This window comes from Paraburkholderia sp. LEh10, assembly GCF_017814945.1.
Taxonomy (GTDB): domain Bacteria; phylum Pseudomonadota; class Gammaproteobacteria; order Burkholderiales; family Burkholderiaceae; genus Paraburkholderia.
The window spans coordinates 182089-195040 of the sequence record NZ_JAGIPX010000007.1 but is presented as its reverse complement, the minus strand read 5'-3'; the positions used below and the strand labels follow the sequence as shown (position 1 = coordinate 195040).

15 protein-coding genes are annotated in these 12952 nt (G+C 64.3%); 6 read left to right on the top strand and 9 right to left on the bottom strand.

Annotated elements, in window-relative coordinates:
• The first annotated feature begins 205 nt into the window (after positions 1–205).
• From J8I87_RS08565 to J8I87_RS08545, 5 genes are all read left to right on the top strand, one after another.
• Positions 206–604 (top strand): VOC family protein, encoded by a 399-nt coding sequence (locus J8I87_RS08565; protein ID WP_209931004.1) that lies wholly within the window; start codon positions 206–208, stop codon positions 602–604.
• 51 nt (positions 605–655) lie between these two features.
• A complete protein-coding gene (locus J8I87_RS08560; RefSeq protein WP_209931003.1) occupies positions 656–1279 on the top strand; it encodes a tat (twin-arginine translocation) pathway signal sequence in 624 nt (207 codons plus the stop codon).
• A 17-nt stretch (positions 1280–1296) separates the two neighbouring features.
• Positions 1297–2880, top strand: coding sequence for a GMC family oxidoreductase (locus tag J8I87_RS08555; protein ID WP_209931002.1), 1584 nt, complete (start codon positions 1297–1299; stop codon positions 2878–2880).
• A 115-nt stretch (positions 2881–2995) separates the two neighbouring features.
• Positions 2996–3331 (top strand): ribbon-helix-helix domain-containing protein, encoded by a 336-nt coding sequence (locus J8I87_RS08550; RefSeq protein WP_209931001.1) that lies wholly within the window; start codon positions 2996–2998, stop codon positions 3329–3331.
• A gap of 9 nt (positions 3332–3340) precedes the next feature.
• Positions 3341–3547: a hypothetical protein gene (locus tag J8I87_RS08545; RefSeq protein WP_409518733.1), complete on the top strand. Its 207-nt coding sequence runs from the start codon at positions 3341–3343 to the stop codon at positions 3545–3547.
• 13 nt (positions 3548–3560) lie between these two features.
• Here J8I87_RS08545 and J8I87_RS08540 read toward each other — a convergent pair whose 3' ends face one another.
• From J8I87_RS08540 to J8I87_RS08505, 8 genes are all read right to left on the bottom strand, one after another.
• Positions 3561–3914 carry a hypothetical protein gene (locus J8I87_RS08540; RefSeq protein ID WP_209931000.1) on the bottom strand — a complete coding sequence of 118 codons (354 nt, stop codon included), beginning with the start codon at positions 3912–3914 and terminating at the stop codon, positions 3561–3563.
• A gap of 13 nt (positions 3915–3927) precedes the next feature.
• Positions 3928–4632, bottom strand: coding sequence for an RNA polymerase sigma factor (locus tag J8I87_RS08535; protein ID WP_209930999.1), 705 nt, complete (start codon positions 4630–4632; stop codon positions 3928–3930).
• 27 nt (positions 4633–4659) lie between these two features.
• Complete coding sequence (locus tag J8I87_RS08530) at positions 4660–4992, bottom strand: cupredoxin family copper-binding protein (protein WP_245253803.1); 333 nt, start codon at positions 4990–4992, stop codon at positions 4660–4662.
• Between the two features lie 5 nt (positions 4993–4997).
• A complete protein-coding gene (locus tag J8I87_RS08525; RefSeq protein WP_209930998.1) occupies positions 4998–5528 on the bottom strand; it encodes a DUF4142 domain-containing protein in 531 nt (176 codons plus the stop codon).
• Between the two features lie 151 nt (positions 5529–5679).
• Complete coding sequence (locus J8I87_RS08520) at positions 5680–7497, bottom strand: chloride channel protein (protein ID WP_209930997.1); 1818 nt, start codon at positions 7495–7497, stop codon at positions 5680–5682.
• A 20-nt stretch (positions 7498–7517) separates the two neighbouring features.
• Positions 7518–7937 (bottom strand): MarR family winged helix-turn-helix transcriptional regulator, encoded by a 420-nt coding sequence (locus tag J8I87_RS08515; RefSeq protein ID WP_209930996.1) that lies wholly within the window; start codon positions 7935–7937, stop codon positions 7518–7520.
• Positions 7938–8057: 120 nt separating this feature from the next.
• Positions 8058–9227: an HPP family protein gene (locus J8I87_RS08510; protein ID WP_245253790.1), complete on the bottom strand. Its 1170-nt coding sequence runs from the start codon at positions 9225–9227 to the stop codon at positions 8058–8060.
• 234 nt (positions 9228–9461) lie between these two features.
• On the bottom strand, positions 9462–10883 hold the full coding sequence (locus tag J8I87_RS08505; RefSeq protein WP_209930995.1) for a cytochrome P450: 1422 nt from the start codon (positions 10881–10883) through the stop codon (positions 9462–9464).
• A 296-nt stretch (positions 10884–11179) separates the two neighbouring features.
• Here J8I87_RS08505 and phaP point away from each other — a divergent pair, with 296 nt between their 5' ends.
• Entirely contained in the window at positions 11180–11599 is a 420-nt protein-coding gene (phaP, locus tag J8I87_RS08500; RefSeq protein WP_209930994.1) for a phasin family protein, read from the top strand.
• A 39-nt stretch (positions 11600–11638) separates the two neighbouring features.
• On the opposite strand, the gene J8I87_RS08495 is transcribed toward phaP, so the two are convergent.
• Positions 11639–12709 carry a putative zinc-binding metallopeptidase gene (locus tag J8I87_RS08495; RefSeq protein WP_209930993.1) on the bottom strand — a complete coding sequence of 357 codons (1071 nt, stop codon included), beginning with the start codon at positions 12707–12709 and terminating at the stop codon, positions 11639–11641.
• Positions 12710–12952: the final 243 nt, after the last annotated feature.

Here is a 12952-nt window from a genome sequence, read left to right as displayed (position 1 = left end):
AAGGCTGCCCGGCCGATGCGCGCATGCTGCGCCGCACTTCATTTGCCGGACGGCGCATCGCCTCATCGCCGCGCCCCTGGCGCCGCCCCATCCCCGCCACGCATACGCATGCGCAACATAGGGCAAGTCCCTAAGCGCATTTAGCCCAGCATTACCACCGCGCAAAACGCACTCCTACACTCAAGATCGAAGGAGGGGTGACGACATGGCCAAGCTGATACACACGATGATCCGCATTCAGGATCTGGACCGCTCGCTGAACTTCTATCAAAGCGCCTTCGGGTTCGAGCCTTCGCATCGGCTCGACTTCCCCGACTTCTCACTCGTCTATCTGCGCAACAGCGAGTCGGACAACGAAATCGAACTCACCTGGAACAAGGGCCGCGAGAACGCCTACTCGCATGGCGACGGTTACGGCCACGTCGCGTTCGTCGTCGATGACGTGGCGCGGGAGCGTGAGCGCCTCATTCAACTCGGCATGACACCCAACGACGTCCGCGAGTTTCACAACGACGACGGCGCGCTGCTCGCGCGTTACTTCTTCATTCAGGATCCGGACGGCTACAAGATCGAAGTGCTCGAACGGCACGGGCACTATCAATAGAAAGCCGCGCAAGACGCCGTGCCCCACAACGCAACCACCAAGGAGACAGGCATGAATCGCAGAGTGATTCCAATCGAAGCGGAGCCTGCCGCAACGTCTGCCGGCGCTCACGCGCCGCATGGGACGCACGCGCTCAGCCGGCGAGAGTGGCTGAAGGGCACCGGGGTGCTGATCGGCACGCTCGCGTTCCCGTCGATACTCGCGACGCTTGCGCCGAGCCGCGTATGGGCGCTCGAAATGCAGGCGCTCGATACGCATCAGGGTGCAGTGCTGCTTGCATTCGTGAAGCAGCAGTATCCGCACAAGACGCTCGATGATGCCGTGTATGCCCTCGTCGTCAAGGATCTCGATGCGAAGGCCCAGAAAGACCCGGCCGTGCGTCAGCAGCTCGCTGATGGCGTGAAGCAACTCGATGCGATCAACGGTTCGGACTGGACCAAACGTTCTCCCGCCGATCAGGCGCGCGACGTCGCCGCGATGGAGAAGACGCCGTTCTTCAAGACCGTGCGCACGACGGCCATCGTCTCGCTGTACAGCAACGACATGGCGTACGCGCACTTCGGCTATGGCGCGGCGCAAGGCGACGGCGGCTATCTGAACAAGGGCTTCAACGATCTCGCCTGGCTGCCGAATCCGCCTGCCGCCGCGAGCGGCCCGATTCCGACCGACAGCTGAGCAACGGGAGACCTGACATGGACGACAACAACAAGGTGCACTTTTCGCACAACGATGCGCATGCGGTAGTCATCATCGGCTCCGGCGCGGGCGGCGGCACGCTCGCCAACGAGCTCGCGCAGAAGGGCGTCGACGTGATCGTGCTCGAAGCGGGCAAGATGCATACACAAGGCGATTTCACGACCGACGAGTGGGGCTCGTTCTCGATGCTTTCGTGGCTCGACAAGCGCACGACATCGGGCACATGGCGCATCGCCACCGACTTTCCGAATCTGCCCGCGTGGATCTGCAAGACGGTAGGCGGCACGACGACGCACTGGGCGGGCGCGAGCCTGCGCTTTCAGCCATATGAATTCAAGGCGAAAACGCATTACGGCGCGATCAGCGATGCGAACCTGCTCGACTGGCCCGTGACGAGCGAGGAAATGGCCCCGTGGTACGACCGCGCCGAAAAGAAGATGGGCGTGACGCGCACGAACGGTTTGCCCGGCTTGCCCGGCAACAACAACTTCAAGGTGATGTACAACGGCGCGACCAAGGTCGGCTACAAGCAATGCAACACGGGGCACATGGCGACCAACAGCATCGTGCGCGACGACCGCGCGCATTGTTTCCAGCGCGGCTTCTGCTTCCAGGGCTGCCGCACGGGCGCGAAATGGTCGACGCTGTACACCGAGATTCCGCGCGCGCAGGCCACGGGCCACATGGAACTGCGCACGCAGGCGCAAGTCGTGAAGATCGAAACGGACTCGAAGGGCAAGGCGAGCGCCGTCGTCTATTACGACGCCGACGGCAAGCTGCAACGGCAGAAAGCGCGCATCGTCGCGGTGGCGGGCAATGCGATCGAAACGCCGCGCCTCTTGCTGAACTCGCATTCGAGCCGCTTCCCCGACGGCCTCGCCAATTCGTCGGGGCAGGTCGGGCGCAACTACATGCGCCACACGACGGGTTCCGTCTACGCCGTGTTCAACGACAAGGTCGACATGTACAAGGGCACGACGATGGCGGGCATCATCGAAGACGAAGCGCGCTTCGACACGTCGCGCGGATTCGCGGGCGGCTATCACCTGGAGACACTGTCGCTCGGGCTGCCGTTTTACGCGGCGTTTCTCAATCCAGGCGCATGGGGCCCGGACTTCACGCAGGCGATGGACTCATACCAGTACACGGCGGGCATGTGGATCGTCGGCGAAGACATGCCGCGCGAGACGAACCGCGTCACGCTGAACACGGATGTCAAGGACCAGTACGGCTTGCCCGTGCCCAATGTGCACTTCGACGATCATCCGAACGACGAAGCGATGCGCGAGCACGCCTTCAGGCAGGGCGGCGCCGTGTATCAGGCGGCGGGCGCGAAGACCGTGTACCACGTGCCGCCGTATCCGTCGACGCACAACCTCGGCACCGCGCGCATGAGCGCGAAGCCGCAGGACGGCGTGTGCAACCGTTTCGGCCAGACGCATGACGTCGCGAATCTGTTCATCTCCGATGGCAGCCAGTTCACGACAGGCGCGGCGGAGAACCCGACGCTGACCATCGTGACGCTCGCGATCCGTCAGGCGGACTACATCGCGACGCAGATGAACAGGCGCACTATCTGATCGGGGCGCGGGTGCGGCACCCGGACAGGTGCCGCACTCATCTGACGAAAGCGGGCAACTTGCATGGGCCCGGGTCGCGAGGAGCGTCGCCTCGTGTCCACAAAGGAGACGAATCATGTGCAACGTGTACGTCAACGCGGACCCGATTCTCTATGAATCGCGCACGCGTTCGCTGCGCATCCATGGCGTCATCACGACGGTGCGGCTCGAGAATCTGTTCTGGGACGTGCTGCATGAAATCGCGTCACGCGAGAACATGACCACCACGCAATTCGCCGTCAAGCTATATGACGAGCTCATCACGTTGCGCGGCGAAGTGCCGAGCAATTTCGCGTCGTTCCTGCGCGTGTGCTGTCTGCGATATCTGTCGATCGTGGCGGGCAAAAGCGAGTTAGCCAGCGGGCCTGCCCATGCACCCGAACCGAAGCCCCGTGTGCTGAAGACGGTTTGACGCGTCGTGGTGTCGAACTGGCTGCACGATCATCTCGTGGCGGGCATGGAAATCGAAGCGATGGCGCCGCGCGGCGCATTCGTCTACGACGCCGCGAGCACGCGCCCCGCCGTGTTGATCTCAGCCGGCATCGGTATCACGCCGATGATCGCGATATTGCATCACGAACTGAATGTGCGCGCCCACAACGAGACCGGTGCAACGCTGGATCTTTGATTCGACGCTCAGGTTATTTGCCGGCGCCCGTGGAAGGCACGCAGGTCAGCACCAGCGTGCTGCCGTTGCCCGCCCCGGCGCTGAGCATCGCGCGATGAAATTCGCGGCTGCCACACGACCATTCGGCGCTGAAGTCCGCCGCGCACGACGCGCGCTGCGTGCGGTCGAGCTTCGCTTTCACGATGTAGCGGCAGGTTTCGCGATCGTTGCATCGCGATGCGAGATCGCGCGTGACGTTGCCTTCGCGCGCGCCGCAATTCGCGCCATACGTGCCCGATTCGATCCGGATGTGCGGTGTCTGCGCTGCCGCGCTGGCAGTGAAACCGGCAACGGCGATATAGACGAGCAAGCTGATTCTTCGCGCCATGACGTCTCTCCCGCTATGTGTCGCGCAAACGCGCCAGCACCGTTGCGACGATGCGGTCGCAACGCGCGCCGCCGAATTCGAAGATCTCCGTTCCCAACTGCTCGACTTCGTCGGCAAGCGCTTCGCGCAATAACATTTTCGCCCTGAAATGCCGGCTGCGCACGGTCGCTTCTGGAATTGCGAGACATTGCGCCGTTTCCTCGACGCTCATCTCTTCCACCGAGCGCAGCACGAACACCGTGCGAAAGCCTGAAGGCAGCGCGTCGAGTTTTCGTTCGAGCAGCACGCGCAGTTCCGCGCGTGCCGCTGCCTGGTCGGGAGCGCTGTAGTAGTCGTTCGTCGTGTCCATGATGGAAGACATCTGCTCGTCGTCGGGGCAATCGTGCAGTATCGGCAGCACGTTCCGGCGTCGCGCTTCGCGGCGCATCCGCGCGAAGCATTCGTTCAGCACCAGACGCGAGAGCCACGTGAAAAGCCGCGAATCGCCGCGAAACTGGCCGATGGCGCGGTATGCGTTCAGGTACGCGTCCTGCAGCGCGTCTTCCGCTTCAACGTCGTTGCGCAGCGTCGCGCGCGCGAGGCGATAGAGACGCCGGTTGTGGCGTCGCATCAGCAGTTCGAACGCGGCGCGGTCGCCCGCCACGATGCGGCGCACGATTTCCGCATCGTCGTCGCCGGACATTTGTGTGGTGGGCGCGTCGGCCGTCATGCCGTTCATTGTCTTGTCCCTGTCGTTGTCATGTCGTCATGGTGCCGGTTCGACAATCAGTGTGCCATGCATCGTCGGATGAAAGATGCAACGGTACGTATAGCGGCCAGGCGCGCTCACGTGGTAGCGCCATGAAGCGTCGGGCGCGATGCTGCGCGAGTCGAAGCCCTTTGCGTCGGTGCTCGCGGTATGTGCGACGAGGTCCTTGTTGACCCACACGACCTCGTCGCCGCGATGCACGGTCAAGGTCGGCGGATTGAAGCGCATCTGCTCGATCGTCACGACATAGGTTCCGGCCCACGCAGGCGCGGCGGCGGCGAATAGCGCCGTCGCGCACGCTCGCAGCGCGGCGTCGCGCGCACCCCTCATTGCCCTCATTGCGCTTGCGGCAGCGACGACTGCACCATCTTCGCGTGTTCGAGGTGCGCGACGAACGCGGGCCTGACCTTCACGAGCAGCGCCTTCAGTTCGGCGTTTTGCGCGCTGGGAATCAGCGTCTTGTCGAGGGCATCGATCACGGTCTGGTGGTACGTGACTTCATGATCGATATAGGCGCGGTCGAATTTCGCGCCTTGCAGCGGCTTCAGATTAGCGATGTTCTCCGCGCCGCCCTGCTTGAGGCTGTCGCTGGTCGGATTCGCTTCGGGCGTGACGCCGAGCTTGTGGACGAGATCGGCGGCCGCCTTGTTGACGCCCGTATGGTCCGTGACCATTTGCTGTGCGAACGCTTTCACGTCTTTCGAATGCGTTTTCGATTCGGCGAGCTTGCCCGCGTCGATATCTGCCTGATTCGCGGCGACGACGATGGCGGCAATCTGAGGATCGGTCGGGCCAGAGCCCTGGGCCCAGGCGAAAGCGCTTGCGAGTGCGAGCGCGGGAAGCAGGAACCAGCGTGCGGATTTCATCTGAAGCCTCCTCGACGTGATGTGCGCCCCGCCCGTCTTCACGGACGGCGGGCGCTCTGGGCACGATTCGGGGAGTTAGATGTCACGTGCCGGAAGGGTGTTCCGGCTCGCGTCGGGACGCGGCTTTTTTGTCGATGCGATGGTGCGGCGCTCAGCCTTGCGTGTGCGTCGGTGTCTTGCGCACGGGAGGAAAATGCTTGTTGCCCGACGAAAAGCTCAGGCGCCGAAAACGCTCCCGCTTGTGCTCTTCTTCGAAGTGCGCGAACGAAGGCTTCACGAGATCGCTGCGCGACACGACGCCGAGCAGATGCATCGAATCGCGGTCGGCAACCACAGGCAGCCGTTCGAGCTCGTGCACGGCAAGACGCGTGGCCACCAGACGGCAGGTTTCGTCGGGCAGCGCGACGACGGGCGACGCGTCCTTCAGCACATCGGCAAGCGGCGAATCGAGCGTGTGCTGCGTCGCGCCATCGCGGACGGCATCGAGCGTCGCGCGATCGACGATGCCCAGCACGACGCCATTGCCGCGCACGACAGGATACGCACGGCGTTTTTGCGTCACGCCAAAGTACGCGGTGAGCGCATCGCGCACGCTGAGCGCGGCGTCGATCGTATCGAGCTTCTGCGTCATCACTTCGTCAACGTAGTGCCGTTCGAGGGGATCGACGCCGTACTCGCGGTAGATGTGATAGCCGCGCCGCGCGATCTTTTCGGTCATGATCGAGCGCTTCATGACGACGGTTGCGAAGCCGTGCGCGACGAGCGTTGCAGCGAGCAGCGGCAGGAGCGCGTTGGCGTCGTGCGTGAGACCGAAGGCGAACATGATCGCGGTGAGCGGCGCGCCCAGCGTCGCGCCGAGCGTCGCGGCCATGCAGATGAGCGGCCACAGCGCGGGCTCGTTGCCCGGCAGCACGTGGCCGAGCACGGTGCCGAGGCCCGCGCCCAGCATCAGCAGCGGCGCGAGCACGCCGCCCGAGGTGCCCGAGCCGAGCGCGATCACCCAGATCACCGCCTTCACGACGAGAATCGCTATCGCCACCTGCAACACGATGTGTTGATGCAGCAGATCGCCGATCACGTCATAGCCGACCCCGAGCGCGCGCGGTTCGATGAAGCCGCCGATGCCCACCGCCAGCCCGCCGATTGCGGGCCACCACATCCAGTGCACGGGCAGCTTGTGAAACAGGTCTTCCGTCTTGTAGAGCGCCGCCGACAGGCCTGCCGCGAGCGCGCCCGACAGCAGGCCCGCGATCACGCACGACACGAGCGAGATTGCCGTGGGCGCTGCCGTTTCGAGCGGAAACAGCGGGTCCGTGCCGAAGAAGATCGCGCGCGCGAAGCCCGCGACCGCGCACGCGAGCGCGACGGGCAGGAAGCTGCGCGGCCGCCATTCGAACAACAGCAGTTCGACGGCGAGCAGGACGGCTGCAACGGGCGTGCCGAACACGGCCGTCATGCCGGCCGCCGCGCCCGCGACGAGCAGCGTCTTGCGCTCCGCCGACGTGACCTTCACGCACTGAGCGATCAGCGAGCCGAGCGCGCCGCCCGTCATGATGATCGGGCCTTCCGCGCCGAACGGGCCGCCGCTGCCGATCACGATGCCCGACGACAACGGCTTGAGCACGGCCACCTTCGGCGACATGCGGCTCTTGCCGAACAGAATGGCCTCGATGGCTTCGGGGATGCCGTGTCCGCGAATCTTTTCAGAGCCGAAGCGCGCCATCATGCCGACGATCAGTCCGCCCAGCACGGGAATGACAATCACCCACGCGCCGAGCGTATTGCCGGAGGGCGAACGGTCGGCGAACGAAAAGCTGCCGAAGAAAAAGAGGTTCGTGAACAGATGAATCAGGCTCAGCAGCACGTATGCCGCAAGCGTGCTGAGAAAGCCGATGCCCGCCGCCAGCGCGGAAATGCCGGGCAAACGCGCGTTGCTGGAAAAGTCCCGCTTGTGAGAGTTGTCGCTCATGTCTGCGCCACTGCGTCAAGTCAGGATTCAAGGTCGATTTGTGGAATCGTGAATGCGCCCTTGAGCGAGCGCAGTTCGGCGCGATGCAATTCCGCGAGCCGCGCGAGGACCTTTTCTCCCGCTTTCAGCAGATGGACTTCCACCTGGCGCCGGTCGGTTTCGCTGATCTTGCGCTTGACGAGTTCGAGCGCCTCGCAGCGCGACACCAGCGCGACGACGCCGTGATGCTGCGCCTGCAGCCTCTCCGCAAGCTCGCCGATGGTCGCCCATTCGCGATCGGGATAGCCCTTGATATGCAGCAGCAACAGATATTGCAGCGGCGTAATGCCTTCGCCCTGCGCGGCCTGTTCGGAAAAGCGCTCGAAGCGCCGCATCTGGTAGCGAAACTCCGACAGCTGTTCGAAGTCCGCCTTGTTCAACGTGCGTGTGAGTACTTTCATGTCGATGATCGCGCCGGGGTGAACGCAAAATGTATCACAAAATGATATATTCGGCGACGCTTGCGCGTCGCCGGAGGAATCGATCGATATTGTCGAGCCGACCGCGCGTCGGAAGCGAGGTCAGGCGGCGGGCCGCTGCTGCATCTCGGCCTGTATCCGGGTCTGCCGGTAGAGCCCCGCGATCAGATCCGATTGTGTGATGATGCCGACCAGCCTGTCATGCGCGTCGATCACGGGAATGTGGTGATGGCCGTCGTCAGCGAAGAACGGCACCAGGCCGGCGATCGGCGTGTCCGTCTCGACCGTGCGCACGTGTGTCGTCATGACGGTGCTGACGACGCGTGCACGCGTCGCGTCGCGCTTGAACAGACGCGATGCGAGCGCTTCCATCAGGCGTAGGTCCGCGCTTTTCGGCTTGTTCACGAGATCGGCGCGCGTCACGATGCCCACTACTCGCTGGCGCGGATCGACGACGGGCAGCGCCTTGATCGAATGCCGTTGCAGGAGCTCCGCGGCGGCGCGCAGCGTCATGTCGGGCGTGATGCTAACGACGGGCGACGACATGATGTCGCGCGAAGTCAGTTCGCTGAACGTGCGTGCGTATGCCTGCAGTTGAGTTTCGCGGAACAGGGCTTCGAGGTCTTCGGGATCGATGTCGAGCAGCTCGCCGCGGCGGTTCAGCACCGTTTCGAGGTCGGCGCGCGTAATGCTGCTCGCGGTCGTGGGCATTTGCGGCGCGGCGGGTGCTGCGCGCGTCGCGTGTGGATAACGGTGGCCCGTCACCGCATGGTAAACGAGCGCCGCGCCGAGCAGCGCCGCCGACTGGATCAGGATCGGCTCCAGCACGAAGCGAAAGCCGAGTGCGTGAATCGCGGGACCGCCGAGCACGGCAGTCAGCGCAACCGCGCCCGATGGCGGGTGCACGCAGCGCAACGCGAACATCGCGACGATCGCCACGCACACGGCCAGCGCGGCCGCCGCGACGGGATCGGCGACGAGGGCCGCGCCGGCGACACCGACGGTCGCCGCCACGAGGTTTCCGCCGATGATCGACCACGGCTGCGCGAGGGGACTCGCGGGCACGCCGAACAGCAGCACGGCGGACGCGCCCATCGGCGCGACCAGCATCGGGATGTTCGCGTTCGGCCCGAGCAGCAGCTGCATGCTGCCGCCCGTGAACGCAATGCCGATTAACGCGCCGAGTGCCGAGCGCAGGCGCTCGGGCCACTTGACGTTCATCGCGGCGGGATAGAAACGCGCGAGCCACGGGACAATAGGGGAACGGGACAAGGTCTTGTTGTGTAGTAGGTGACGAGGGAAAACCGCACGGCTACGTTAAGGGAAAAGCTGTCAGAAATGAAACAACTTGTCGTCATGGATATATGCCAACGTGATATAAATCGCACCCGCAAGCGCATCCGCATACTTCTGCGAGGGCGCAAAATACAGGGAAAACCCGCACGGCAGCCGTATTCCCTCTGCATCATGACGTGATACGAATGGCGCGAAAACGGGTGCCGTTCTTCACGCGCGGGGCCTCAATCTGAGGGGCATTACGTTCGGGACCATCGCAAAGGCGGTAACTTCTTCTATCGACGCCGGATCGACGGTCAGTTCGACCTCGAAGCCCGCCAGCAGCATCGACAGCACGAGCCGCATTTCGACACCGGCCAGATAGCGTCCCGGGCATACGCGCGGTCCCGCGCCGAACAGCATGCACGCGCGCGGCTCATGGGGCCCTCCGGCATCGCGCGGATGCAGCCAGCGGTCAGGGTCGAAACGTTCTGGGTTCGCGAAATGGCGCGGATCGAGCATCGCGGGGCGATGGACGAAGAAAATCGTCGTGCCGGCGGGCACGAACAGATTGTCCAGTTGAACATCTTCGAGCGGCTCGAACGAACTGATCGACGCGACCGGCCGCAGCCGCCCCGCTTCTGTGCACACCGCCTCGAACAGATCGAAATGCTTCAGCCATTCGAAGTCCGGGCAGACGGCCGACTCGCCGAGCACGCGCCGTGCATGGCGGGCGAGGCGTTGTTGCAATGCCCGGTCGGTGGCGACATAGAACAGTGCCCACGAGAGCGCATTCGCGGTCGTGTCCTCGCCCGCGAGCAGCAGCGTGAGCACGTTCGCGGCGACCTGGTCTTCCGTGACGCTGGAGCCGGGCGCATCGCACATCGTGAGCATCGCTTCGAGCAGATGGCGCGGCGTTTCGCGCGGATCGTCGCGCATGTGTTCCCGCGCGCGCTGCATCATCCGGCGCACATAGCGATGGATCTCGACGAGCGCGCGGTCGACCTGGCGGTCCTGCGGAAGTCTGACGTAGCGCCAGTACGGAAACGGCGCGTTGATGCGCCGCATCAGCATCGGCATGATCAGCGCGAGATGTTCCTGGATCACGCCGCGTTCCTGCTCCAGCGTGTGCGGGTCTTCGCCGAACGCGAGCGCGCTCGTCACGTCGACGGTGTAGCGCTTCAGTTCCTGCGTCATGTCGAGCGTGCGGCCTTCGCTCGCGGCGCGGGCGAGGCGCACGCGCAGGCGCCCCGTAATCGCGTTGAGCGTCGGAAAAAACGCCTTGATGTGCGGCATCGACAGCGCCTGCATCACGAGCCGGCGGTTCGGCTCCCACGCGACACCCTCCGCGGAAAACAGGCCATTGCAGCCAATTTCCTCCAGCACCGATTCGAGTTGTCGCATCCGCCGGTAACGATGCGGCCGCTCGCGCGCCATCCGTTGCGCAAGCTCGGCGTCCGTCGTCACGACGACGGGCCGTCCGCAAATCTGCAGGCGATAGGGCACGCCGAGTTCTTGGGCCCAGCGTTCGAGGATCAGATGCAGCCTGTCCGGCTTCAACTGATGCGCGTTGCCGATCAGCGGCAAGCCCTTCGGATGCGGCAGGTCGGCGATGCGGCGCGTGCGCGCGGTCGCCGTCGTCAATGTGTTCATGCTCCCGTCCATCCCGTCCCGCCGGGCTCGCATCGCAGCGCGCCCGCGCAGCGGATACGCCGACAAGCATAGTGCATCCGCGCATCAGTTCCGACGCCGACCCGGGCTGCTCGCGGCAGGACGCCCGGCGCGCGGCGATGGCGGCGCGCGCTTGTAGGCGCACGCTTAACGGCTGTGCGAAGAAGCTTGCCTTGCGCTGGCGCATCGCCGCATTAACGGGCATGATCGAGCCATGTGCGCGCTCAAACCCTTCGCTGCACATTTCCCCCCACCGACGCGCCTTGAGGAGATCTCGCATGGAACCCTTTGACGCCGCCAATCCGTTCGCCGAATTCAACAAGCTGTTCGAACAGTTCAAGCTGCCCGGATTCGACGTGCCCGCCGTGATGGAAGCGCGCCGCAAGGACGTCGAGGCGTTGATCGCCGCGAATCAGACGGCCGTGCAGGGCATGCAGTCGCTCGCGCAAAAGCAGGCCGAGATGCTGCGCTCCACGTTGGGCGAGCTTCAGACGCTCGTGCAGAAGCAGGCGGCGGCGGGCGGCATGCCGTCGGCGCAAACGGCGGAGCTCGTCCAGCAGACGCTGCACAAGGCGCTCGCCGACATGCAGCAACTCACGCAAGCCGCTTATCGCACGCAAGCCGACTCGTATGCGGTGATCGCCAAGCGGGTCGAAGAAAACGTCGAGGAACTCAAGGCGCTGTTGCAGAAGAAGTAGCGCGCCGCGACGCAAGACGGGCGGGTCGGGCGCGCGGGCTTACGTGCGCGCCGGCCCCGGCGCTTGCGCGATCACGCGATGCACGAAGCGCAGCTTGTCGACGACGGGCGGCGCGAGCGTGAACGGATAGCCGTCGGGCATGCCGAGGCTGCGGTTCAGGCTGTTCAGCGCATCCGTCAGCGGAAACCAGCGCTTCATCAGGTTATCGAAGCTCGCTTCCTCGACGGGCGTCTGGTCGGTCAGACGCGGCTCGTTCGGCGCGGGCGGCAACAGCGCGAGCCCATATGCCGTGGACGTGTCGAGCACCTCGACGATCATCAGGTAGTGCGCCCAGGTTTCGGCCCAGTCTTCCCACGGGTGCATCGTCGCGTATGCGCTGATGAAGCTGTCCGTCCAGTCGGCGGGTGGGCCGTCGCGATAGTAGTTGTCGAGCGCTTCGCGGTAGTCGGCCTGCTCGTCGCCGAAACGCTGGCGGAACGGCTCGAGCCAGCGCGTGCCGGCAATCAGCTTTTCGAAGAAGTAATGCCCCGACTCGTGACGGAAGTGCCCGAGCAAGGTTCGATATGGCTCGCGCATGTCGTTGCGGACTTTTTCGCGGTGCGCGTCGTCGGCTTCGGCGACGTTCAGCGTAATGCGGCCGTTGTCGTGCCCCGTCATCACGGGCGCGTCTTCGCCGGTGTTTTCGAGGAAGTCGAATTCGAGGCCGTTGTGCGGGTCCGCCTTGCGCGATTCGATTGGCAGGTCCAGCGCGTAAAGCGTATAGAGCAGCCGTCGTTTGGCCGTCTCCAGGCGATACCAGTAAAGGCGGTTGTTCGGTTCGGCGAGATTCGGAATCGTGCGCGTGAGGCGGCATGAGCGGCACAGCGTTGCGGGGTCGTCGGCGGGCAGCATCCAGTTGCAGACGTTTTCGACCGCGTAGTTGTGGCATTGACGATACAGCTTGCCGTCGGCATCGGGATGCAGGCTGCGCCACTGGCCTTCGCCCGTCTCTTCGAACGCGCTGATCTCGCCGAGCTCGGGCACGTAGCCAAGCAGCGCCTCGCAACGCTCGCACAGTACGTTCTCGAAGAATACGCGCTGGTCGCATCGATTGCAGTGGAAGGCTTTCATCGCTTCAATCCAGGGTGTTGTCGGTGAGCGGGCTGTCCGTGTCCCGCATGAAAGTCGGTGCAGCATACGAGCGAGCGTCCCGCAATCCTCATGCCGCTTCGCTATGACGTCGCAGGTCTTGCGCACATTGCGTGCGCAGCGCTTCACGCGATGCGCCGCTTTGGTGCGCGCAGCCGGGCGCGCAACGATGTCATGCAATTACTCGAAGCATGAAGCCAGGGCGTGACCGCGCAACAGATGCAA

What these genes read in the sequence shown, in the direction of transcription:
- J8I87_RS08565 (WP_209931004.1), top strand. Translation starts at nt 206, where the DNA reads ATGGCCAAGCTGATACACACGATGATCCGCATTCAGGATCTGGACCGC.
- J8I87_RS08560 (WP_209931003.1), top strand. Translation starts at nt 656, where the DNA reads ATGAATCGCAGAGTGATTCCAATCGAAGCGGAGCCTGCCGCAACGTCT.
- J8I87_RS08555 (WP_209931002.1), top strand. Translation starts at nt 1,297, where the DNA reads ATGGACGACAACAACAAGGTGCACTTTTCGCACAACGATGCGCATGCG.
- J8I87_RS08550 (WP_209931001.1), top strand. Translation starts at nt 2,996, where the DNA reads ATGTGCAACGTGTACGTCAACGCGGACCCGATTCTCTATGAATCGCGC.
- J8I87_RS08540 (WP_209931000.1), bottom strand. Translation starts at nt 3,914, where the DNA reads ATGGCGCGAAGAATCAGCTTGCTCGTCTATATCGCCGTTGCCGGTTTC.
- J8I87_RS08535 (WP_209930999.1), bottom strand. Translation starts at nt 4,632, where the DNA reads ATGAACGGCATGACGGCCGACGCGCCCACCACACAAATGTCCGGCGAC.
- J8I87_RS08530 (WP_245253803.1), bottom strand. Translation starts at nt 4,992, where the DNA reads ATGAGGGGTGCGCGCGACGCCGCGCTGCGAGCGTGCGCGACGGCGCTA.
- J8I87_RS08525 (WP_209930998.1), bottom strand. Translation starts at nt 5,528, where the DNA reads ATGAAATCCGCACGCTGGTTCCTGCTTCCCGCGCTCGCACTCGCAAGC.
- J8I87_RS08520 (WP_209930997.1), bottom strand. Translation starts at nt 7,497, where the DNA reads ATGAGCGACAACTCTCACAAGCGGGACTTTTCCAGCAACGCGCGTTTG.
- J8I87_RS08515 (WP_209930996.1), bottom strand. Translation starts at nt 7,937, where the DNA reads ATGAAAGTACTCACACGCACGTTGAACAAGGCGGACTTCGAACAGCTG.
- J8I87_RS08505 (WP_209930995.1), bottom strand. Translation starts at nt 10,883, where the DNA reads ATGAACACATTGACGACGGCGACCGCGCGCACGCGCCGCATCGCCGAC.
- phaP (WP_209930994.1), top strand. Translation starts at nt 11,180, where the DNA reads ATGGAACCCTTTGACGCCGCCAATCCGTTCGCCGAATTCAACAAGCTG.
- J8I87_RS08495 (WP_209930993.1), bottom strand. Translation starts at nt 12,709, where the DNA reads ATGAAAGCCTTCCACTGCAATCGATGCGACCAGCGCGTATTCTTCGAG.